Here is a 23011-nt window from a genome sequence, read left to right as displayed (position 1 = left end):
ACTATAATCCGGCCTTACTGGCATGAACGGCAATGATGTTAAGGCTATTCTGCAAAGTTGATAGAGTCTCAAGTCGAGAAAGTGTTTGAACGTAGGGAACATAGTAGAAGAGTAGATAGCCTTTTGCCTGTAAAAATTCGGCAGCATCTAAGTTCGCAGCTTCACCAAAGCCAATATTTTCGTAAAGAATCGTTGGCATATATTCAGTGAGAATTTTTTCGCTTCCTGTTAAGACCTGAAGTTCATGGCCTTCAACATCGATTTTGAGAAAATCTACATGCGTTATAGCTGCTTGTTCAACTAGATAATCAAGGGTAAAGCAAGACACAGTTTCTGTTTGCTCTATATCTAGATCTCCATCAGCTTCAATCAATCGATTTAATTCACTGGCTGGATTGATTGCTAAACGAGCCGTATGGTTGCGATCGCTCGCCGCCCCTGCAATCACGTTGACCCAGTGAAACTGATTGATAGCGCAGGTTTGTTGTAGACATTGGACGCAATCTAAGAATGGTTCTACTGCTAAGACACGGCCTGTTTCACCCACTCGTCGAGCTGCACTGAAGGCATAAACACCCACGTTTGCGCCCACATCAATCACTGTCATTCCTGGCTGTATTTGGTTGCGCCAAAACTCCATTTCTGCCTCAAACCAATCCCCTTTTGCCAGTAAAACTCCAGTTGTAATCGTCAAAAGGCTGGCTCTTACGGCTAACAGGATGGTGTCGAAAGCAACGTAGGTAAAAGGACAATCGTTAGCTAGCGTTGTCCATTGCACATGATCTGGATTAGTAGTTTCTAAGCAACGTGTTTGAGCCGTTTCCAGCCACATGTTTGCTGATGCTGCTTGTTGGCGATCTCGGTATGCCAGATAAAGCGCTTGCAGAATCTTCGGATGGTCTGGTGCTAGCTGTTGGGCGCGATGGAGATGGAGCAAACTTTCCCATTTCTCGTTCATGCAACCTGAGATTCCTAACAGCAAATTGTTTATGACAGACATTGGTGTCATATGAACAGCCAGGTGTAGAAATCGCTGTCCAACCTCGTTATAAAATACGGTTTGCAACTGGTAGCTAAGCACGTCACCCAACAGTAAAAGAGCTTGGTGTAAGCCATCTTCTTGCTGCACCACTGGTATAAGACGCGGCGACAGCGTTTCATGAAAGTGGCTCAATGGTAGATAGATTAATCCAGGCGCTAGGGACTCCGATCGAGTATAGAGCGGCTGGACGATCTGAACAAAGTTGGCAAGGGCAATCTGACCAGAAATTTGGGTTTCGCCTACGAGACTGTACGTAAGGGCAAGATGCGCTGCACAGAGCGGATGGGCGTTGGCACCTTGATTAAAGGCATCGATCGCAGTTTCTACATAGAGCCTACGCAAATCAAGATCAGTTGCTTGCTCTGCTTCAATCAGGGCAAGCACACCATAGTTGTTCCACTCTAGAGGGGACTGTGGCTCCTCCCAGTTGGTGGCTTCGAGGGCGACCTGGATGGTAGGCAATGATGCAGGTGCGATCGACGGGCAGATGCCCTGAAGGTACTGCCAATAAAGCTTGGTATAGGGGGACGTGTTCATGAGGGTAAGAACAGTTTCACCCTGCTAGTCTGCCCTGCGATCGCGCTTAATGTACACGGTCTGCTTTTTCATAAATGTACACGGTCTGCTTTTTCATAATTGGACTCTGCTGCCGTTTGCTTCTACACTTTTACTTTTGGACGTCATGGCTTTTTCCACTGAATTGCTGTGGGCACTCATTGGTCTCATCCTGACGATCGGGGGCACCTTTCTGGAAGCCTTTCTGGCAACCCCAACGCTAGGAGCAGGCAACATTCAGACCCACTCACTAGGCGTTACGTACCAATTTGGGGCGGCTTTGCTGGTGGGATGTCTCGGCGGCAAGAATGCTGCTGCACTCTCCCAAATCGCCTACATCATGCTGGGGTTGACCTGGTTTCCAGTCTTTTCGCAGGGGGGCGGTTTTGGCTACCTCAAGGAACCTAGCTTTGGCTACATTCTGGGCTTTATCCCTGGTGCATGGCTGTGTGGTTATCTAGCATTCAAAGCGTCACCGAAGTTGGAATCCCTTGCGTTTAGCTGCCTGTGTGGGCTACTGAGCATTCATGTAACAGGCATGCTGTACATGACGGCAACCTATGGACTCAAGCTCGTCAATACGGCTGGCTTACCGTTAGAGCAGCTATTGATGAAGTATTCGCTCTACCCGCTGCCAGGGCAATTTGCGATCGTCTGTGCCGTGACGGTACTTGCCTTCACGCTGCGCCATTTGATGTTTTACTGATAGCCTGAAAGAGAAGACAGAAGGTAGAAGGTAAAGGGAGCAGGGGAAGCAGAGGGAGCAGGGGGAGCAGAGGACGCAACAAATCAATGATTAACTCAAAACTTAGAACTCAAAACTCAAAACTTCCTGCACCCATGTTTTTTAAGAATCGCTTTTTCTGGATAGCTGCTGTTGTGGGTCTGGCGCTCGATCGCCTGACCAAGATCTTGTTTGTCACCTATATTTTTCCGCCAATTCTGCACTATTCGATTCCGGTACTACCGGGTGTGTTTCACTTTACTTACGAGTTAAACCCCGGTGCGGCCTTTAGCATCTTTCCGGGTGGTTCTATCTGGCTACGTTGGCTTTCGCTGGGTGTCAGCATTGGGTTGATGCTGCTGGCATGGTCAAAAAGATTTGCGCTCAATCGGTGGGAGCAGGTTGGCTATGGTCTCATCTTGTCAGGAGCGTTGGGGAATGGCATCGATCGCTTTCTGGTCGGCGAAGTGATTGACTTTCTGGATTTTCGGCTGATTCGCTTTCCAGTCTTTAACGTGGCAGATACGTTTATCAACATCGGGATTGTCTGTCTGTTGATTGCCAGCTTTGGCCGATCGCCTGCTTCAGAGCGCGAAACAAACCAAAAATAGGCGCTAATCAGCAGTGGATGTAGGGTACAGGGTTTGGGAGATAGGGGAAAAACGCCGACGATCCGGCATGATGGATTTGTGGATTTTGGTAGATAAAAGCATGGGCGAAAGAAGTATGGGCGAACCTGACGATCGCGACCTCCCGCACTCACAACCTGTAGACTCTGACACGATTCGACTACGACCCTGGGGCACCGTTACGCTGTTAGAAGAAAGCGACCACTACCGCATCAACCGTATTGAACTGGCACCCAGTCAGCACATCAGTACCCAGATGCACTACCACCGCAGCGAACACTGGATCGTCGTTTCGGGCACCGCAAAAGTCATTTGCGACGGTCAAGAAACGATCCTGATGCAAAAGCAATCAACCTACGTACCCATGTGTACCCCCCATCGCGTCGAAAATCCTGGTGTCATTCCGCTTGTGATGATTGAGGTGCAGAACGGCGAATATTTGGGTGAGGACGACATTACGCGGTTTGGGGATGATCCGGGAGTGAGGAATGGGGAGTAGGGAGTGGGAGAGAGGGATGAAGGAAGGCTAAAGGCCCACTCAAAGCTCTCTTAACCTCCTCTCTGCCAACTCAAAACTCAAAACTCAAAACTTCGTCTCCCCCTCTATGGCACAATGAAAGCCAGTGATCTATACGTTTTAACAAACATCAGGTAAGTCCGTGAGTCTTATTGCGAATCCCGTTACTGCTGAGAATGGTCGATCGGTGCAATCCTCGTTTACCCGTCGTCGTCCGGTGTTCCCGTTTACGGCGATCGTCGGGCAGGAGGAAATGAAGTTAGCGCTCTTGCTCAATGTCATTGACCCAAAGATTGGTGGAGTCATGATTATGGGCGATCGGGGCACGGGCAAATCCACAACCATTCGCGCACTGGCGGACTTGCTGCCAGAAATTGATGTGGTGACAGATGACCCGTTTAACAGCCATCCCCACGACCCTGAAATGATGGGCGATGCAGTACGGCAGCAAATGGAACAGGGCACAGAGATTTCTGTGACGAAGAAAAAGATCACGATGGTGGATTTGCCGCTGGGTGCAACAGAAGATCGGGTTTGCGGCACCATTGACATTGAAAAAGCGCTTTCGGAAGGGGTGAAAGCCTTTGAACCGGGACTGCTGGCGAAGGCAAATCGGGGCATTCTCTACGTGGATGAGGTTAACCTGCTGGACGACCATTTAGTAGACGTGCTGCTGGATTCGGCTGCCTCTGGGTGGAACACGGTAGAGCGAGAAGGGATTTCGGTACGGCATCCCGCGCGGTTTGTGCTGGTCGGTTCTGGCAACCCGGAAGAAGGCGAATTGCGTCCCCAATTGCTCGATCGCTTTGGGATGCACGCCGAAATTCGTACAGTGAAAGAACCCGCGCTTCGGGTGCAAATTGTGGAGCAGCGCACCGAGTTTGATCAAGATCCACAAGCCTTCCTCGATGCCTGCCAGCCACAGCAGGATGCATTGCAACAGCAGTTGGTGGTGGCTCAAGAGCGGCTCAAAAGCGTGGCGATCGACCACGATCTGCGCGTCAAAATCTCTCAGGTTTGCTCTGAGTTGGATGTAGATGGTCTGCGAGGCGACATTGTGACCAATCGTGCGGCCAAAGCCTTAACCGCTTTTGAAGGACGCGATGAAGTCACAGTGCAGGATATTCGCCGCGTCGTCACCCTTTGTCTGCGCCATCGCCTGCGGAAAGACCCTTTGGAGTCGATCGACTCTGGCTACAAGGTGGAGAAGGTCTTTAATCAGGTGTTTGGGCTGGAAGGGGGAGAATAAGTGAGAGGGGAGGAGTGAGGAGTTGAACACGAATATCCTCAGTCTTCGAGTTTTACATACACTTCTGTCGGGTGAGAAATGGCGAAAGAAATGTTCCATTGCCAAAATCCCAAACTCTGATACAACCTTGCAGCGATCTCATTCTCTTTTTGATAACTGGTCGCAATGATCTCAACTTCAGGATGTAGCTTGAGACGACGAATCACCTCAATCATGGTGGCTCGTCCATAGCCTTGCCTCTGGTACTTTTGATCAACCATTAACCGCATAATAAACCCTACACCCGCAACAATTTCATACATCGTGAACCCAATCAGTGGTACTTCAGGTTGTTCATAGCCACATGCCGCAGCATCGTAGATAGCCAAAGGAAAAAGATTGGGATCAATATAGGCTTCTGCGAGAGATTGGGTGGCTGTCGCAACCAATCTCCTCTGCACCTCAGTCACCTGAAGATTCAGGCACGCGTGGAAATTCTCTCGCGTTATTTTGCGAAGATGAACTTTAGCCATAAGCTTGCTTACCTGGTCAAATTTCTTGCCGTTGGCTAGCTTAACACTCACCTTAAAGATACTTTGAGATCGCTTCACCAATAACTTCCAGGCAGCTACCTCATTGCTTCCTCCAATCTACCTAGTTGTAAATGCCAGCAATTACTCTTCAGACGACTGCTACTACAGAAACCGAAGCTGCACAGCATGTTTATCGCTCTCTCCATGTAACACTCAAACCTCTATGCAAAAGCGGATTCTCGGACTCGATCCAGGGCTGGCGACGTTGGGGTTTGGCGCGATCGAGTGTTCAGGGCTGGCAAGGGGTGAAACTGAAGCTCCGGTGTCTGTCCTAGATTATGGTGTGGTACAGACTCCAGCAGGTCAGGAAATTGGGCAACGGTTGATTATCATTCATGACGATCTGCATACGCTGATGAAGCAGTGGCAACCCGATCTGGTGGCGATCGAGAAGCTTTTTTTCTACCGCATGGGCAACACGATCGCGGTGGCACAAGCTCGTGGTGTGGTCATGCTGGTGCTGGCACAATACAACGCGACGTATATCGAGTTCACCCCGGCTCAAATCAAGCAAGCACTGACCGGATATGGCAATGCCGATAAGCATCAAGTGCAAACCGCTGTTACCCGCGAGCTTAATTTAGACCAAATTCCGAAACCAGACGATGCCGCCGATGGATTAGCCGTTGCGCTGACAGCCTGGTTTCAGAATTAAGACCAGAGAGCAGGCCGGGGAAGCTAGGAGAGCGGAGGAGGCCGGGGAAGCTAAGGGAACGTTTTGAGTTGCTTGAGCAATTAGCAGTCAGCGGTCAGCTAGCGCTTTCTTCTCTTCTTGGATGCCAAAAGGCTTTAAAGGTAAAAACCTTTCTTGGTTGCCCGAAGGACTTTGTAACAACTCCTTTCTCCTCCTCTCCCCTAGCCTCCCCTAGCCTTCTCGGCTCCCCTTAGCCTCCTCCGCTTTCCCGGCTCCCCTAGCCTCCTCCGCTTCCCCAACCTCCTGACCACTCGAACACTAGTCCTTAAACGTTGCTGTAATCCGCTTCATGGCTTCTTCTACGTTCTCGCGGCTATTAAAGGCTGAAAGGCGGAAGTAGCCTTCGCCCGCTGCACCAAAGCCTGAACCGGGTGTACCAACCACATGGCAGGTGTGCAGCAGCTTATCGAAAAAGTCCCAGCTTGAAAGACTATTGGGGGTTTGCACCCATACGTAGGGTGCATTGACACCACCATATACGGTCAGACCCGCCGCAGTGAGCTGTTCGCGAATGATGCTGGCGTTTGCCATGTAAAAGTTGACTAGCGTTTTGGTTTGTGTCTGTCCTGCTGGTGAGTAGACGGCTTCGGCTCCTCGCTGCACGATGTACGAAACGCCGTTAAACTTTGTAGACTGGCGGCGATTCCACAGCTTCCACAGTTCAACATCAGAGCCATCAGCTGCTTTGCCAGTGAGGGTTTTAGGAACAACCGTGAGGGCACAACGGGTGCCTGTGAAGCCTGCATTTTTGGAGAAGGAGCGAAATTCGATCGCGCATTCCCGTGCGCCTTCAATTTCGTAGATCGAATGGGGAATCGCTGAATCGGTAATGAACGCTTCGTAGGCCGCATCAAAGAAAATGATGGAGCCGTGCGATCGGGCGTAGTCTACCCAGGCTTGTAAATGCTCTTTGCTAGCGGTGGCACCCGTTGGGTTGTTGGGGAAGCAAAGGTAGATCAGATCAATCTTCTGAGTGGGAATCTCAGCCGTAAAGTGATTTTCGGCGGTAATGGGCAGATACACTAAACCGCCGTATTCACCTTTTTCGATCGCATCGCCCGTATGCCCTGCCATCACGTTGGTATCGACATACACAGGATAGACCGGATCAGTTACGGCAATGCGGTTGTTACTGCCAAAAATATCAAGAATGTTACCGCAATCGCACTTGGAGCCATCCGAGATGAAGATCTCCGAAGCGTCAACATTGCAGCCCCGTGACTGAAAATCTTGGGCGACAATTTTTTCTCGCAACCAGGCATAACCTTGCTCTGGGCCGTAACCTTTGAAGTTGGCACGATCGCCCATATCTTCTACAGCCTGGATCATAGCTGCACGGCAGGCTTCGGGCAGGGGTTCTGTCACATCGCCGATGCCTAACCGAATCACCTTCGCGTCAGGATTTGCGTCTACAAAAGTGGTTACCCGTCGCGCAATTTCGGGAAACAGATAGCCTGCTTTGAGTTTGAGATAGTTGTCGTTAATGGTAGCCATGAGTTCGATCGCTAAGAACACTTGAGACAGTAAAGCAGAGTTAACTGGAGTGCAACGCTTTGGTTGCTCCAAGGCGAGTGGTCAATATCTGTTTGACCTCGCACGGTACATTCGCTTACAGTATCCATCATTGCTCAAAACCTTAACTCTGATTCAACAGAGGCAGCTTTAGCGAGGTAACTCAACAGAAACGCTTTACTGATCCGCTTAGGCCCGTAACAAAATCACCACAAAAAGTTTGTTGTAGCGACATATCGAGGCTCTAAATACTTCATAGAGCGTGTCATTGAAGTACTTAGAAACACTCATTTCTGTCATCAAAAGTACTTTATTGGCTGATGGATGGATGGATGCTAAATGACTGATAAAACGCCTGGAAACCCTTGCAGCCTCGTCGTCAGGTCAACGTTAGCGTAGCCCAACCAAAGCAAGCTTGGCGTTGGTTTTCACGCCGTTTAACCCAACCTACAACAAAAAATCTGTCAGCTAAGCAGGGATTGATGAGAGTGCGCTTGCTAAGCGCCAAGGTGCTATGTGCGTTGCAACTTACATGTGCTAATTAATACTTAAGTCAAGATGCTGGTTTAATTTACTAAATTTTTAATGGTTTTTTACTTGTTGTTAGAGAGGTAAATGAATACGCTTATCTGGCTATCGATCGAGTGCTTAGCCGTTTTAGCTGATGAAGGCCAGTCAACATTTCTTTTCTCTCCTTTCTTGCATTTCATATGGCGTATCTACACTCTCTTTGGTCTCTCTCAATGCTTCTAACTGCATTTCCCATCGCCAGGGTTGAATTCGCGCCTTACTTACTCTTGCCCTTATTCTGCCTCTGCTTAGCTGGCATTAGCTACTACGGCTACGCTATCTACGCTGCTTTCAAATTTTTAAAGCAGGACACTGACGTTGATCTCAGCTTTCATCCTCCAGTGAGTATTCTGAAACCCATCTGTGGGTCGGATGATAAAACGTATGCTAACCTTGCCTCCTTTTGCCGTCAGGATTATCCTGAATACCAAATTATTTTTGGCGTGCAAGATTTGCATGATTCCAGCTTGGAGGTCGTCAAGCAAATCATTCAGGACTTTCCAGAGGTAGACATTCAACTGATTGTGAGTGAGCGCATTTTGGGCACTAACCGCAAGGTGAATAATCTCGCCAGCGCTTTGCCTAGAGCCAGTTACGATGTTTTGCTGCTCGCTGACAGTGATGTGCGGGTAAGGCCAGATTACCTGCAACAGGTAGTGCAACCGCTGAAAAAGCCCGATGTTGGAGTGATCACCTGTCTCTACCGTTCGATTACCCAGGGTTGGGTGACGACGTTGGAATCCCTTAGCACTCCGACAGAATTTCACCCTGGGGTGCTGGTGAGTAATCAACTGGAGGGTACCAAGTTTGCGATGGGGCAGACGATCGTCATTCGTCGCTCTGTTTTAGAAGAAATTGGCGGATTTAAAGCGATCGCTAATTTCCTCGCAGATGATTTTCAGTTAGGTTATTTACCGGCTCAAGCGGGTTATCAGGTCGTGTTGTCATCCTATGTCGTTGATCATGTACTACCGAGCAACGATACGGTGATTAATGCCTTACAGCGCCAAATCCGTTGGTTAGTGGGCATTCGGGTGTCGCGCCCTTGGGGGTATGCCGGACTCATTTTCACCTATGGTACGCTTGGCAGTACTGTGTTGTTGCTAATGACCGGAGGCGCGTTCTTGAGTTGGCTCCTGTGGGGCCTTACCCTGTTAACCAGAATCGCAATGGCCTGGATCGTTGGGGTTCGTTGCCTGAACGATCCCGTCGCCAGAGCCTGGTTTTGGCTATCTCCACTGAGAGATCTGCTGAGTTTTACCCTGTGGGCCTATGGCTTTCTGGGCAACACCTTCCGCTGGCGCAGTCAATTGTTTCGGTTAACGAAGAAGGGAGAACTGGTCGTTCTGACCTCTGGTATCTCAAATAGCATTAAACTTAGCCCTCGCTGATTGCAGGGGAGAAGGCAGAGGGCAGAAGGCAGAAGGTAAAAGGCAAAAGATAAAAGATAAAAGGCAAAGAACAGACTTGAGGATTTAATTGACCGTTTTGCTCAGGGTTTAATTGATTTGGAGGAGGCGTATGGGACTTGGAACGGATGCCCACAAGGAGCTATTTTCGCGATCGTTTTTAGACAGTCATCTCACCTATGAGCCGGAAACCATTGACTGGCCCAAGTTGGATGAGGATGCTTTGGCCCGTTTGCGGGGGATTCCCTTTTGGCGGGTTGCTCTAGAAACGGAGCGGCAGGCAGGCGTGATGGTGGGTGCCTTTGCTGAAACGGTGAAAGATCCTTTGATTCAGCAGGCGGTGGCCTTGCAAGCGCAGGAAGAAAGCCGCCACGGTAGGCTGCTGGAATTCTTGATTAACCATTACGGTGTTGAAATCACAGAACCTGCGCCTACCAGAATTCCGGCTCATCCTGAGCAAGAGTTTGTAGACTTTGGGTTCGGCGAATGCCTTGATTCGTTCTTTGCCTTTGGGATGTTTGGCCTAGCTCGTCAAACAGGCTATTTCCCAGAGTCCATCTTCACCGTCTTTGAGCCAATTCTGGATGAAGAAGCGCGACACATCGTCTTTTTTGTGAATTGGATTACTTACCAGCAAATTCAGTCAGGGCAGGGAGCCGATCTGTTTAGAGGCATGCATGCGTCGTGGCATTACAGCCGCGCCCTCTTGCACCTGGCTAAATCGTTTGGTGGTGCGGGTGGCAGTGGTGAGAGTTTTACAGCTGCGTCTTCTAACAACTTTATCGACAATCTGACGCCTGAAAAAGTGTTTGCTATGTGCTTGCAGGAGAATGCTCGTCGGATGAGCCGCTTTGACGATCGCCTGCTACAACCCCGACTCTTTCCTCGTCTCTCCGCGATCGCGCTACAGGTGCTAAAGCTACTGCCCCAACGGCGATCGACGCACACCACTCAAATGAGTCCGTCAAAGCCCTAAGCAACATCGATTGTTTGTGCCAACAAAAAACGCCTTGAATACCACCGCCAATCTTTAATGGCTGCATTACGCTTCAAGCACATCCACGCTTCAAAGCACATCCACACTTAAAGCACATCTACACCTAAAGAGGAGAGGGTAATGACCTTGTTAAAAACACTGCTGCTCAATCCCCCATCCTTTGAAAAATTTGACGGCGGTGCCAGTTCGCGCTGGCCTGCAACGAGAGAGATCGAAAGTTACTGGTATCCAGTCTGGCTGGGCTATCCAGCGGGAATGATCCGCGACCTTGGCGGCCATTCGCGAGTGTTGGATGCGTCACCTCACCACGTTGGCCCAGAAGAGACCGTTCGCATTGCTGCCGACTACGAGTTTGTCATCCTGTTCACCTCACACGTCGGCTTTACAAACGACGTCACACTTGTGGAACGGATGAAGGAACTGAAGCCGAGCCTCAAGATTGCCTTTGTCGGCCCGCCTGTCACCACACATCCTGAAGTGGCCTTACGTGCCTCAACCGCGATCGATTTCGTCACCCACAAAGAATTTGACTATGCGGTGACGCGTTTTGCCAGTGGTGAAGCCCTGGATACCATTCCGGGTGTGCATTTTCTACGCGACGATCAGATGGTTTCAACGGCACCGGAACCACCCGTAGAAGATCTCGATCGGTTCCCCTGGGTCAGCAAAATCTGGAAGCGCGACCTGGATATTACCAAATACAACGTGCCGTTCCTGCTGAATCCATACCTGGCAATGTACTCCACGCGGGGCTGTCCAGCACTTTGCACTTTCTGCCTCTGGCCCCAGACGTTCGACGGACATCGATGGCGCACGCGATCGGTCGAAGATGTCCGCAATGAAGTCGAGTGGGCGTTGGATGCCTTTAAACCGGAAGGCTTGCAGGAAATCTTTTTTGATGACGATACGTTTACCTACAGCCCCAAGCGCATGGTCGAAATGGCAAAGGCGTTCAAACCTTTAAACTTTCAATGGTCTTCCACGTCGCGATCGCATCTAGATTACGACACTTTGAAGATTCTGGCGGATTCTGGTTGCCGTCTGTTTATCGTTGGGTTTGAATCCGGTAATGAGCAGATTCTCAAAAATATCAAAAAAGGGATTACCGCAAAACGTTCCCTGGAGTTTGCCAAAGACTGCCACAAAGTTGGGATCAAGGTGCACGCAGATTTCATCATTGGTCTGCCAGGCGAGACCCGCGAGACTATTCGCGAAACCATTGAATACGCCAAGGAGATGGACCCTGAGACTCTGCAAGTGTCCGTTGCACATGCCTATCCGGGCACCGAGATGTATGAATGGTTCGAGGATCAAGGCATCATTATGACCACCAAGATGTCGGATGAACTGGGTCAGCAGTTGCCGATGGCAAACTTCCCACACCTGTCTGGTGCCGAAATGCTGGAGTGGGTGCATCGTTTTTACGATGAATACTACTTCCGACCCAAGCCGATTTATCGCATCATCAAGAACGCCATGTTTAAAGGAAATGAGCGCAAGCGCCTCTATAAAGAAGCCAAAGAGTTCTTAATCACCCGCGCTAGACGGCGAGACTTAGTGAAGACGGGGCAAGTAACGCCACTTGCTGGGGAATCTAACTAGTGTGTCAAGACTGTTTTACTGTTTTGAGGGTTTTCATTTGTATACCCCTCAAATCTATTTTGACGGACTACTAGAAGCGGAAGTCGTTTGCATTGAGGCCATATTATTGTCGGTTCTACACCTGTGTCACAGTGTTTTTTCCAGTTGTGAAGACGTTAAGCGATCGCGGTTACTGCTAGACCGTTTGCGAACAGGCCGTCCTAGCCTGAGCACTACTTCGATCTCCAGATCATACAGAAAAGCGGAGATCCTGACTGAGGAAAACGATGGAAACACAGAGTCAGCAGCGACAACTGATCATTAATGGAGATGATTTTGGCTTTTCTTCGGGCGCTAATCAAGCCATTATCGACGCTCATCTACGGGGCGTCTTAACCAGCACCAGTTTGATGGTGACAGGGGATGCCTTTGAGGAGGCTGTGGCTTTAGCAGAGGCTCATCCTACCCTGGCGGTAGGACTACATCTGGTGCTGGCGTGTGGGCGATCGGTGCTGCCACCAACTCAAATTCCCCATCTGGTTGATGCTCAGGGCCGTTTTTCTAGCCAACCAGAAACAGTAGGGCTGTATTACCAATTTAGCCGTGCAGCCCGACGAGAATTGCCGCTCGAAATTCAAGCACAGCTAGAGAAGTTCCATCAGACTGGGTTGCCGCTCTCTCATGTAGATGGACATGTGCATGTACACGTTCAGCCAGTGGTACTGCACCAACTCGTGAATCTGGCAGAAGCCTTTAAGATTCGGTTCATTCGCCTGCCCTATGAGGAAGCGTCGATCGCGCTGAACGCCGACTCCTCAGATTGGGTCATCAAACGGCTATTGTCCTTTGTTTATGCGGGGCTGCGCCTTTACGGAAAGCGATTGCTACAGGCACACGGCATTCAATATGTCGATCGCGTCTATGGCTTGTTGCACAGCGGTCGCATGACAGAAGACTATTTGCTGAAGCTTATTCCCCAAATTCAAGCCAACCGGGTGGAACTCTACGCCCATCCTGCCATTGCTAGACCGGGTGAACCTGCGAACGAAGCGTTTGGGCTAGGTCAGGCAGAACGCGACGCGCTCATGAGCGATCGTGTCCGCGCGGTGATTCACAACCAGGGCTTTGAATTAACTAATTACCGCCACTTAGGAGTCACTAGCAGATAGTGTTATCAGCCTTCAAGCAGATGGAGCGAATCACCTATTACGCTCCATTTTTACCATTGCTCTTTTGTTTAAGCGCCATCGTTTATTACTGTCTTGCACTGTATGCCGCGATCGCTTTTTTAACTGAATCGACGGATACTGATCTTGATTTTCATCCGCCTGTTAGCATTCTGAAACCCCTTTGTGGACTTGATCGCAACACCTACGAAAATCTTGCCTCCTTTTGTCGCCAGGACTATCCAACTTACCAGATCATTTTTGGCATCCAAGACCCAACCGACCCTGTGATTGCTGTCGTCAAGCAACTGATCCATGACTTTCCTGCCTGTGATCTTTGTCTGGTTGTGAGCGATCGTGCGATTGGCCTCAACCGCAAAATTAGCAACCTGGCAAATGCCGTCACAGAAGCTAAACATGACCTTTTGCTGATTGCCGATAGCGACATTCAGGTGGGTTCCGATTATTTGATGCAAGTGGTGCAGCCCTTACGCGACCCGACCGTAGGAGTCGTCACCTGTACCTACCGTTCGGTAGCGCAAGGCCGTATAGCAGCTCTTGAGGCTCTGGGCGTTACCACAGAACTGATTCCAACGGTATTCGTTTCTCGCCTGTTGATGGGCATGACCTTTGGCATTGGTGCCACCATTGTGCTGCAAAAATCAGTGCTGGCTGCGATCGGCGGGTTTTCAGCCGTTGCGAACTACCTGCACGATGATTTTCACTTGGGGCGCATACCCACGCATCTAGGGTATCGGGTTGTGTTGTCCCGTTACGTGGTGGATCATATGTTAGCAGCCACGCAGTTAACCGACTTCTTGCAGCATCAAACACGCTGGAATCGTGGTATTCGCTTTTCTCAACCCTGGGGCTACGCGGGGCAAATTTTGACCTTCGGCACGGTAGCTGGCGGTTGTTTCTTGCTGACGATGCACGGCTCCATACTGAGTTGGATGGTGTTAAGTCTTACCCTGGCATTCAGACTGCTCATGGCGTGGGGGGTAAGCGTTAAGGTGTTGCGCGACCCCACGGCTCAAAAGCTATTGTGGCTGGTGCCGCTGAGTGATCTGGTTCGTTTCGCGCTGTGGTGCTATGGCTTCACTGGCGATCGCATTGAGTGGCGAGGGCATACGCTGACGTTAACCGCCAGTGGCAAGTTGCTTGGTTGGTCTTCAGCGCTGCCTAGTGATTCATCACAAACAGATGCTGCCGATGTAACTGCTCCATATCTCAGTGCAGCGCAAACAGAAGCAACGGCTCTCCCCTCTCAACGGTGAAAAGAGGATCGCCAAATACTTTTGCATGCCCACAAAAACCAAGAGGCTTTGGGTTTCTAGGTATCAACGTCGCTTATCACCAGGAACCCAGGCGTACCGAAGCATCGTGATCATTTTCTGAGGAAGCAGTATTGTCCAGGTAATGGGTGATCAGGAGGCGTGTAGACTATACTAATACTTAGCGTGCTAAGTAATTGGTGTTCAACATGTACCGATTTTGAATGGCTAAGGTGCTAGGGGCTGTCATCAATTACCCATATAAATGACTTGCAGCAAGGGTTACAGCCCCTAGCCTGGTTTGTGAGGGCGGGCGCGGTAAGGCTGATACTGCAAGGCTTCCAAGCTTAATTGATGACGTGCCCTAAGCCTCTTGCAGTTCCGTGTAACCTGCACAACATGTGCACGATCGCTCCTCAGTGTCATGATCACAGTAGAGTGTGTCTAGTACAGTGGCTTTGAGAGGTGACTGAAATTGAATCAATTGTCAGCGCTTCAACGCAGCTTTGCTGATATTCACTCAGTTCATTCCTTCAGGCTCAACGGCTTGTCCTTATGCGATCAACCATGATTACCTCTTTTGTGGTGCCCTTAGTATGGAATCGATAAACTCAGATAACCAGGCTCAAGAACTCGATGGTCAGAAGCCTGCCGTCCTCGATCGGGAAGCCACTCCGACCAGTCCGGCTGCTGATCAACCGAAACCAGAAGCCAAAGCGCCTAAGCGGCATCCGCGTCGAAAGTGGGTTCTCTTTGGTGCCTTGGGTGTTGGCCTGATTATCGGTAGTGTTTTCGGCTATCGCTGGTGGCGCTTTGCCGCTACTCATGCTGAAACTGACGATGCTTACATCACGGCTGATGTGCATCCCATTAATGCTCGCATCAACGGCACCGTAACCGAAGTTGCTGTTAATGATAACCAGCAGGTGCAGCAAGGACAATTGCTGGTCAAGCTCGATCCCCGTGACTACGATGTTTCCTTGCAGCAAGCGAAAGCAGCCCTGGATGTGGCTCAACAGCAGGCGCAGGTTGCGCAGGCGAATATTGGCGTAACCGCAACCAACGCGCAGGGCTTAACCACACAGGCGCAGGGCAACATTGACGCAGCGGCTGCTAGCGTCTCCACATCACAAGCGTCGCTAGCAGAAGCACAGGCAGGAGTGCCAGCCGCTCAAGCCCAACTGGCACAAGTGAAAGCCAATTTGGTCAAGGCTGAGCTTGACTACAGGCGCTACACTACGCTGCTTAGAGAGGGTGCCGTTGCTCAAGAGCAGTTTGATACAGCCAGAGCGACCTATGAATCAACGCAGGGACAGTACAACGCGATCGCTGAACAAATTAGGCAAGCTCAAGCCAGAGTAGTGCAGGCACAGAAAAACCTCGACAACGCTCAAGCAAAACTTAATTCCACCCAGGGTGGTTTGCAGCAGGCCAATGCGAGCGGCAAGCAAACAGAAGTCAATCGCCGACAATATCAGGCCGCACTAGCCACTGTTGCCCAGTCAGACGCTCAACTCAGAAATGCTCGGCTGCAATTAGCCTACACGTCGATCACGGCTCCCCTTGTGGGACGCATTGGCAATCGCACGGTGCAGGTAGGGCAACGCGTGCAGCCTGGACAAACGTTAATGTCTCTAGTCCAGCCGCTGCCGTGGATTACGGCTAACTTTAAAGAGACCCAATTAGGAAAGATGCAATCTGGACAAGCGGTTGCAATTAAAATTGATGCCTTCCCAGGCCGCGTGTTTAGAGGCAAAGTGGATAGCCTCTCACCTGCATCCGGTGCTAGATTTGCCCTCCTGCCACCCGATAACGCCACAGGCAATTTCACTAAAATTGTGCAGCGCATTCCCGTCAAAATCGTTTTTGATGCCGACAGTATCAGAGGCTATGAAACTCGTATTACTCCTGGGATGTCTGTTATAGCGACTGTTGAAACGCCGTGAACGGAAGGGATGAGGGGTGAGGGATGAGGGATGAAAATGGCCTTTAAAGACCAACTCCTACCATCTCCAACAACGAACAATCAATAACGATTCTCAATGACCAGCACTCGTACCGATCGCTCTTCTACCCTCCCTCCAAATGCTTCACCCCAAGGCGCTACAGAGCGTACTATCTCTTTTCGAGATTGGGTTGGTGTGATGGCAACCTTGCTGGGCGCATTTATGGCGGTGCTGGATATCCAGGTCACGAATGCGTCATTGAATGACATCACGGGTGCCTTGAGTGCCACGATCGACGAGGGTTCGTGGATTTCAACGGGCTATCTGGTCGCTGAAATTGTGGTCATCCCCATGACGGGATGGTTATCGCAGGTGTTTTCAGTGCGGCGCTATCTGCTGGTAAATGCCACGCTGTTCCTGATGTTTTCGGTGGCATGTGCGTTTTCAGTCAACCTGGGCATGATGGTAGCGTTTCGCGCAGGACAAGGCTTTACGGGTGGTGTGCTGATTCCAATGGCGTTCACCGTCATTTTGATGACGTTACCGAAGTCAAAGCAGCCGATCGGTCTGGCAATGTTCTCAATTACAGCCACGTTTGCGCCGTCGATCGGCCCCACAGTGGGTGGTTGGCTGACCGATAACTATGGTTGGGAATATATCTTCTATCTCAACGTCATTCCAGGATTGCTTTTAATTGCAGGCGTTTGGTACGGACTGCCCCAACGTCCGATGCAGCTTAACCTGCTGCGTAATGGCGATTGGTGGGGCATTCTCACGATGGCGATCGGGTTTGCATCGTTTGAGTTTTTTGCGGACGAAGGAAACCGTAAAGACTGGTTTGGGTCGGTTGAAATCCAGCGGGCAGCAATTATTGCAGCGATCGCGCTACCGCTGTTTGTAGTCATTCAGCTCACGCGCAGACAGCCGTTATTAAATCTTCGCTTGGTGGGACGACGCAACTTTGGCTTATCGATTATCGTGACGTTGGCGTTAGGTTTAGGCTTGTATGGCTCGACGTTCATTCTGCCACTCTATCTGGCGCAGGTGCAGGGCTACAACGCGATGAAAATTGGCGAAACCATCATGTGGTCAGGCATTCCGCAGTTGTTCATTACACCATTCGTGCCCAAGCTGATGCAGCGGTTTGATCTACGCTTGCTGGTGGCGGTTGGGATGGGGCTGTTTGGCACCAGTTGCTTTATGAACTCTCACATGACACACGATACGGGCATTGACCAATTAATTCCGGCGCAGATTGTGCGGGCACTGGGGCAACCGTTGGTGATTACACCACTGTCTAGCATTTCAACGGCGGGTATTGAACCAAAACAGATTGGTTCTGCGTCGGCACTCTATAACATGTCGCGTAACTTGGGTGGTTCGGTGGGGATCGCCATTTTGGGCACGATTCAATCTCAACGCGAGAAGTTTCATTCCAATCGATTAGTAGATGCGGTGTCGCTCTCCAATCCCATCACACGCGATCGCATTGACCAACTCACCCAATTCTTCACGACAAACGGTGCGGATGCTGTGACCGCGCAAAACCAGGCGATCGCGCAGATTGGCAACATCGTTCGTCGTGAAGCCAATGTCATGGCCTTCAACGATTGCTTTTTCTTTATGGGCTGTGCGCTAGTGGGCAGCGCTGTGCTGGTATTCTTTCTCAAAAAAGCGAAACCTAGCGGCGGAGGAGCTGGTCACTAAGGCTGAAAAGCTTTTCGCACTCTGGGCAATCGTGGAAGGCGGGCGGGCGCTCCATCGGTGGAATTTGGTACCCGCAAGTTTTACACATGCTGGTAAAGCGCGGCAGTGTGCCACGTGAGGTTGCCAGCACCATAACTTGAGTTAACACTCCCAAGGCAATAAGGGCGATCGCGATCGTCATGGCTCTAAAGACAGAGAAGTTGCAATACCTTTATTAAACGCCTTTTTTCGATCGGCTGAGCAAAATGTGATGAAACGTAGATTATTGAGTCTTACACAGTTGACCAAAACCTCGGAGGTTTAAGGCAGGCATCGCACCCCACACCCCACACCCTACCCCCCAACGAACTTCCTCCACTCCCGCGCCACCCACTCACCCCACCCACCCTCTCGCTCCGGCACGGCTGAGACCTTTTTGACGCGCCCAACACCGTCGCAGAGATGACGGTCAGACTCGCTGACGTTGGGGTTATTGGTGAGATAGTCATGCAGCCAATCGCAGCCGCATGCCATTAAGTCATCCAGATCCAGGTTCCACAGCTTCACCGTGTTGTCCGAACTGGCGGAGGCGAGCGTCTTGCCATCCGGGCTGAAGCTGACGCCATTGACCGTATCGGTATGGCCTGCCAGTCGGTTGTGCTCTCGCATGGCGTAAACGATTTGTCTCAGGGTGGCAACCCCCTGCGTGCGGGCATCGGCTTTTGCATCGTTACCCAGTTCCTTTAATTTACGTCCAACTTTCACACCCTCCGTGAGCGCATCCAGTTCAAAATTCGAGGTGAGGAGCTTTTCGGCATTCAGGCTCTGAGCCGTCACTTCAGTATTAGCCTTTTGTTTTTCCACAAGGGCTTTCGCTATGAGTGCTTCTCGCCCTTTCTGTTCCGCAATTTGCTGCGCAGCGACCGCTTTTTCCCGCTGCTCCGCTTCACCGATGCGGGCGACCTCTGCTTTCTGTCGCAGCCGATTGGCAATCTGACGTGCCCGTTCTGCCTGTAGTCGACTTCTTTCAGCCAGTGCCGTCTGCCGCTTAGCCAGTGCTGTTTGACGCTTAGCGATCTGCTCATTCTGTTTGGCTAACAATGCTTGCTTTTTCGCTTCCTGTTCACTCACTTGAGCGAACTGAGCCTGTCGCCGCGCTTCTTTCTCGTTGCGAGTTGCTGTATCAGCATTTTTCTGAGCAATCTCGCGCTGCTGTGTGGCTTCGTTTGCTTGCGACAATGCATAGACAGTTAGAGGAATAGACACCAACAAAGCTGCTAACGCCGCTGCTATGCCACGAGCGCGTTGAATCCGCTTCATCCAGTTGACAGGCAAGTGGCTTTTCACCCACTGGTCATCAAACACCTCCCCGTAAATGGGGTTCCGCACGGTCAGCGCCCCATCGGCTCGCTTCACCACGCCCGATAGCTTCAGGTGCGATTTATTGAGCGATTGCTCCTCATCCGGCACAGGTTGTCGCCCGCGCCACACCTCGCGGTAGGTGGTCAATACGCCGTACACATCATCTGCCCGCCTCGTCAGCATGTCGCGCACAAACTGCATGTTGCTGTCTTGCTCACACATTGCACCCAGGAACGTGCTGCCAACGACGCGATCGACCTCTTCCTTTGTCCAGTACAACTGCCCCGCATCCACCAGGGCACGACACAGGCGCTGCGTCAGGTAGGGGTGTCCTCCTGTCCACTGCATCACCCAGCCCAACACCTGGGTTGCCTGGTCTGCGGATAGCCCAAAGCCATCCGCCAGGGGCAGGGCTTCCGTCTGGGTAAAATCGGTCAGGTCTACCCGCTGCCCAATGTTAAAGGGGGTGCGCTTGGGGTCGTGGATCAGGTCGCCCGGTGTGGCAACCCCGACCAGCACAAACGAGAGCCGCTGAAAGACAGGTTTATGGGCACGGGCGAGGTAGAGATACCGGATAGCGGTGAAAAAATCGTCGGTAAAGTCGAGGCTAAGGGTAGTGTCGATCTCATCCACAAAGATGACGATGCGCTCTGGGATCTCGGTCAGCAGCACCGCTTCAAAAAAAGACGTTAACCGTTGCGACACGCCCAGGTGTTCACGATCGCGCCACCAGCTCACCACGTCCGTGTCCAGCATTAGTTGGTCTTCCAGCTTCACCAAAAAGCCAAAGTACCACTGCTCTGCCGTCACCTGTGCGCCCAAATCCTGAAGATCCACAACGGCAGAGCGAATGCCCTCCTCGGCTAGCGTCTCCGCTGTCTGCACCATCAGGCTCGACTTCCCCATCTGGCGTGGCGTGAGGACATACGCAAACGTGCCCGATCGACACAGCGCCAACAGTTCCTCATCGGCGCGACGGGGCAAATAGACCCCACCCCCCGCCTGCACCGTGCCGCCTACCGTGTAGATGGTTGTGCCTGTCATGCTTTTCTCCTCATCCACGCCTGCCGATCGCTGGAAACTGGGTTTTTCTACGAGTCTCCCCTGTTGCAATCAGATTACAGCCAGAAACCCGGTTTCGACCAAAACCTCGGAGGTTTCAGCGACGACATTGGTCAGATGCTTGACGCTTGATCAAACCCTCCAAGGTTTGCATCAGTCCTGCATCAGTCCGATTTGAACCTCGTGAATGAGTCTTTGAACCTCATCGACGAGTCTTTACTACTCATCGACGAGCCTCTACTACTCGTGCATGAGTCTTTGATACTCGTGCGTGAGTGTTTACTACTCGTGAATGAGTGTTTACTACTCGCCGACGAGTCTTTGATACTCGACAACGAGTCTTTGAACCTCATGAATGAGTCTTTGAACCTCACTGCTGAACCTTTACTACTCGCCGGCGAGTCTTTGAATCTCGTGAATGAGTCTTTTAGGACTTACGCATTTGCCCCCAAACCCCCAATTTTTGGGGCTTTGATTGAGACGGTTCCCCCAAAGTTGGGGGCTAGGGGGCGAAAGATGACCGCTTTTGCGTAAGTCCTATCTTTAATACTCACCCCTGAGTCTTTAGTACTTACTAACAGGCCTTTGAACTTCATCCCTGAGAGGAGTTGGGTGGGCCACTTGCCCTGCTGATAGAACGCTGGCAATAGATAGCAAACGGATGAAGCAGATGTCTTCATTCGCTACTCACAGATCATTTATCCGCTTCATCCGCTACAATCCGTTGCCAATTATACTCGCTCTCTAGAACAAAACAGCCGCCATCATCCATCATCCATCATCCTTTCCCCTCACCCCCTCAAATGCTCTCGAAAGTAATCTGCATACAACTGACACCTCGGTAACACCGTCTGCCCCTCCCGCCGCACTAATCCAGCCCCTCGTAGACGGAAAAACACCTGCTCATCCTGACAAACATTGTTCTTAATCACCTGCACAAAGCCCTGCACCAGCGCTTTTTTGTCGTGCATCCGAAACAGGTGGTAGCGCAGGTGATCGCCAAAGGGGCCGCGATCGTCGATCGCCCTGGCAAACAAATCCGCCACCGAAAGCTGCTGGCTGGCGGTCAAGTACAGCGCCCGTCGCACTAAATAGGGGTGTCCGTTCAGGAGCCGCATCAGTTGTTGCGCTTGCTCTCGGTTAAACGGTGAACCGTGCCGCTGGTTCAGGGATGCCATCTGGTCGGTGGTGAAGTCTATCAGGTCAATGACCAACCCCACGTTAAAGGGCGACTGGTTCAGGTTTTCAATCAACTGGTAAGGTTCGGTGGAAGTCACCAGAGTCAGATCAAGCTGCCGCCAAATGGAGGATGTGGCACGGCTATTGTGCCAGCTCCGCAGCATACTGAAAAAGTCCGATCGAAAGTCGGTATCAAAGACCGATTCCACCTCATCCATCGCCAGCACCAGCGGGCTGCCCAGTTCCTTCAGCAGATAGCGCTGCATGTAGCGCGTACAGCGCTGACTGTTGCCCAACGGCATCGCCCAATACTCTTCCACCTGGCTGTCCATCTCTAACTCATCCGTTAACCAGGCGCAGAATTGGCGAAAGAATGGCTCTGGATGGGTCAACGCCGTTTTATCAAAGAGTTGAAAGTCCAGAAACGCCACCCGTTTCCCAGCGTTAACGGCGGCATCGATCGTCCGCACCAGCAGCGAACTCTTGCCCATCTGCCGGGGGCCTTTGATGGTAATAGTCACGCCCTTTCCTGTTTGCTGAATCGTGCTGAGGGCGATCGCATCGGTCGGACGCTCCACATAAAACCGCGACTCTGGGTTCATGGTTCCCTCTGGCATTTCTAGCGCTGCCAACTGAGCCGAGGGCAGCGGCGGCGGCATGGCATCCGGTTCACCGATTTGTAGCAGCTTTGCTTTTGAGTCCTCAGTACCGAGCGACAGGCTATTACCCGCGATCGCCTGCATCAATTCCTGCAAGAGTCGTGGTGTATCGGTCTCATTCTCCCAGAACGCCCAGTTAATGCCATTCAGGTACGCACTCAGCGGATACACAAATGGCTCACGGTAAGCAAGCCGAATCGGTAGAATGATGGGCTTGCCTGCCTGCTTCTTCGAGAGGTGATGAGCCGTCTCAATCTCGCCCAGCACCATTTCACTGTGAACCGATTGCGCTGACAGCAACGAAATCAAAAAGTCTGACTGCCGAATTTCTGCCTCAATGCGCTCCGCCCACCGGGTGCCCACCGTCATTGTCTGGTCGATAAACACCTGATGGTGCTGACTCAGAGTATGGAAGAGTTGCAGCGCGATCGGCTCGTCTGGCTCCACACCGCGCTTATAGCTAATGAAAATCCGTCGCGGTGCCTCGTCTGATGATCGTGGCTCTGTAGGCTTGGGTTGAGTAGACGGTGCATCAACAGATAGACCAGGCATGTGTGAATGTGGCACGGATGGATTGGAGGCAGCGATGCCCTCAATCTACATTAACTTTATGCAAAAAGGATAAG

18 protein-coding genes are annotated in these 23011 nt (G+C 51.2%); 12 read left to right on the top strand and 6 right to left on the bottom strand.

The annotated features are described in order from the left end of the window. Position 1: 1 nt before the first annotated feature. Positions 2-1579, bottom strand: coding sequence for an FkbM family methyltransferase (locus AC5JLP_RS03570; protein ID WP_496066527.1), 1578 nt, complete (start codon positions 1577-1579; stop codon positions 2-4). A gap of 145 nt (positions 1580-1724) precedes the next feature. Between AC5JLP_RS03570 and AC5JLP_RS03565 the strand changes: the two genes are divergently transcribed. From AC5JLP_RS03565 to bchI, 4 genes are all read left to right on the top strand, one after another. Continuing rightward, a complete protein-coding gene (locus AC5JLP_RS03565; protein ID WP_496066526.1) occupies positions 1725-2303 on the top strand; it encodes a biotin transporter BioY in 579 nt (192 codons plus the stop codon). Positions 2304-2389: 86 nt separating this feature from the next. Then, a complete protein-coding gene (gene lspA / locus AC5JLP_RS03560; protein ID WP_496066525.1) occupies positions 2390-2932 on the top strand; it encodes a signal peptidase II in 543 nt (180 codons plus the stop codon). Positions 2933-3047: 115 nt separating this feature from the next. After that, positions 3048-3449, top strand: coding sequence for a phosphomannose isomerase type II C-terminal cupin domain (locus AC5JLP_RS03555; RefSeq protein WP_496066563.1), 402 nt, complete (start codon positions 3048-3050; stop codon positions 3447-3449). Positions 3450-3609: 160 nt separating this feature from the next. Beyond that, complete coding sequence (gene bchI / locus AC5JLP_RS03550; protein WP_496066524.1) at positions 3610-4716, top strand: magnesium chelatase ATPase subunit I; 1107 nt, start codon at positions 3610-3612, stop codon at positions 4714-4716. Positions 4717-4754: 38 nt separating this feature from the next. On the opposite strand, the gene AC5JLP_RS03545 is transcribed toward bchI, so the two are convergent. Beyond that, on the bottom strand, positions 4755-5228 hold the full coding sequence (locus AC5JLP_RS03545; protein ID WP_496066523.1) for a GNAT family N-acetyltransferase: 474 nt from the start codon (positions 5226-5228) through the stop codon (positions 4755-4757). 223 nt (positions 5229-5451) lie between these two features. Here AC5JLP_RS03545 and ruvC point away from each other — a divergent pair, with 223 nt between their 5' ends. Then, positions 5452-5943, top strand: coding sequence for a crossover junction endodeoxyribonuclease RuvC (gene ruvC, locus AC5JLP_RS03540; protein ID WP_496066522.1), 492 nt, complete (start codon positions 5452-5454; stop codon positions 5941-5943). A gap of 297 nt (positions 5944-6240) precedes the next feature. On the opposite strand, the gene AC5JLP_RS03535 is transcribed toward ruvC, so the two are convergent. Further along, entirely contained in the window at positions 6241-7476 is a 1236-nt protein-coding gene (locus AC5JLP_RS03535) for an LL-diaminopimelate aminotransferase (protein ID WP_496066521.1), read from the bottom strand. A 761-nt stretch (positions 7477-8237) separates the two neighbouring features. On the opposite strand from AC5JLP_RS03535, the gene hpnI (AC5JLP_RS03530) reads away from it, so the two are divergent. From hpnI (AC5JLP_RS03530) to AC5JLP_RS03500, 7 genes are all read left to right on the top strand, one after another. Further along, complete coding sequence (gene hpnI, locus AC5JLP_RS03530; RefSeq protein ID WP_496066520.1) at positions 8238-9455, top strand: bacteriohopanetetrol glucosamine biosynthesis glycosyltransferase HpnI; 1218 nt, start codon at positions 8238-8240, stop codon at positions 9453-9455. 130 nt (positions 9456-9585) lie between these two features. Beyond that, positions 9586-10449, top strand: a complete 864-nt coding sequence (locus AC5JLP_RS03525) for a ferritin-like domain-containing protein (protein WP_496066519.1) — start codon at positions 9586-9588, stop codon at positions 10447-10449. 141 nt (positions 10450-10590) lie between these two features. Next, positions 10591-12072, top strand: coding sequence for a hopanoid biosynthesis associated radical SAM protein HpnJ (gene hpnJ / locus AC5JLP_RS03520; RefSeq protein ID WP_496066518.1), 1482 nt, complete (start codon positions 10591-10593; stop codon positions 12070-12072). A gap of 266 nt (positions 12073-12338) precedes the next feature. Continuing rightward, entirely contained in the window at positions 12339-13220 is an 882-nt protein-coding gene (gene hpnK / locus AC5JLP_RS03515) for a hopanoid biosynthesis-associated protein HpnK (RefSeq protein ID WP_496066517.1), read from the top strand. 20 nt (positions 13221-13240) lie between these two features. Then, a complete protein-coding gene (gene hpnI / locus AC5JLP_RS03510; protein ID WP_496066516.1) occupies positions 13241-14494 on the top strand; it encodes a bacteriohopanetetrol glucosamine biosynthesis glycosyltransferase HpnI in 1254 nt (417 codons plus the stop codon). 593 nt (positions 14495-15087) lie between these two features. Continuing rightward, positions 15088-16437 (top strand): HlyD family secretion protein, encoded by a 1350-nt coding sequence (locus AC5JLP_RS03505; protein WP_496066515.1) that lies wholly within the window; start codon positions 15088-15090, stop codon positions 16435-16437. Positions 16438-16533: 96 nt separating this feature from the next. Continuing rightward, positions 16534-18144: an MDR family MFS transporter gene (locus AC5JLP_RS03500; protein ID WP_496066514.1), complete on the top strand. Its 1611-nt coding sequence runs from the start codon at positions 16534-16536 to the stop codon at positions 18142-18144. On the opposite strand, the gene AC5JLP_RS03495 is transcribed toward AC5JLP_RS03500, so the two are convergent. The 3 genes from AC5JLP_RS03495 to AC5JLP_RS03485 form a co-directional block, all read right to left on the bottom strand. Then, on the bottom strand, positions 18119-18325 hold the full coding sequence (locus AC5JLP_RS03495) for a hypothetical protein (RefSeq protein ID WP_496066513.1): 207 nt from the start codon (positions 18323-18325) through the stop codon (positions 18119-18121). The genes AC5JLP_RS03500 and AC5JLP_RS03495 overlap by 26 nt on opposite strands. A gap of 152 nt (positions 18326-18477) precedes the next feature. Then, the gene (locus tag AC5JLP_RS03490; RefSeq protein ID WP_496066512.1) at positions 18478-20529 is read right to left on the bottom strand and encodes an AAA-like domain-containing protein; all 2052 of its coding nucleotides are present in this window, start codon (positions 20527-20529) and stop codon (positions 18478-18480) included. Positions 20530-21338: 809 nt separating this feature from the next. Next, entirely contained in the window at positions 21339-22937 is a 1599-nt protein-coding gene (locus tag AC5JLP_RS03485; RefSeq protein WP_496066511.1) for an AAA-like domain-containing protein, read from the bottom strand. Positions 22938-23011: the final 74 nt, after the last annotated feature.

The organism is Stenomitos rutilans (genome assembly GCF_059505485.1).
This window is presented reverse-complemented; position numbering and strand designations above follow the sequence as displayed.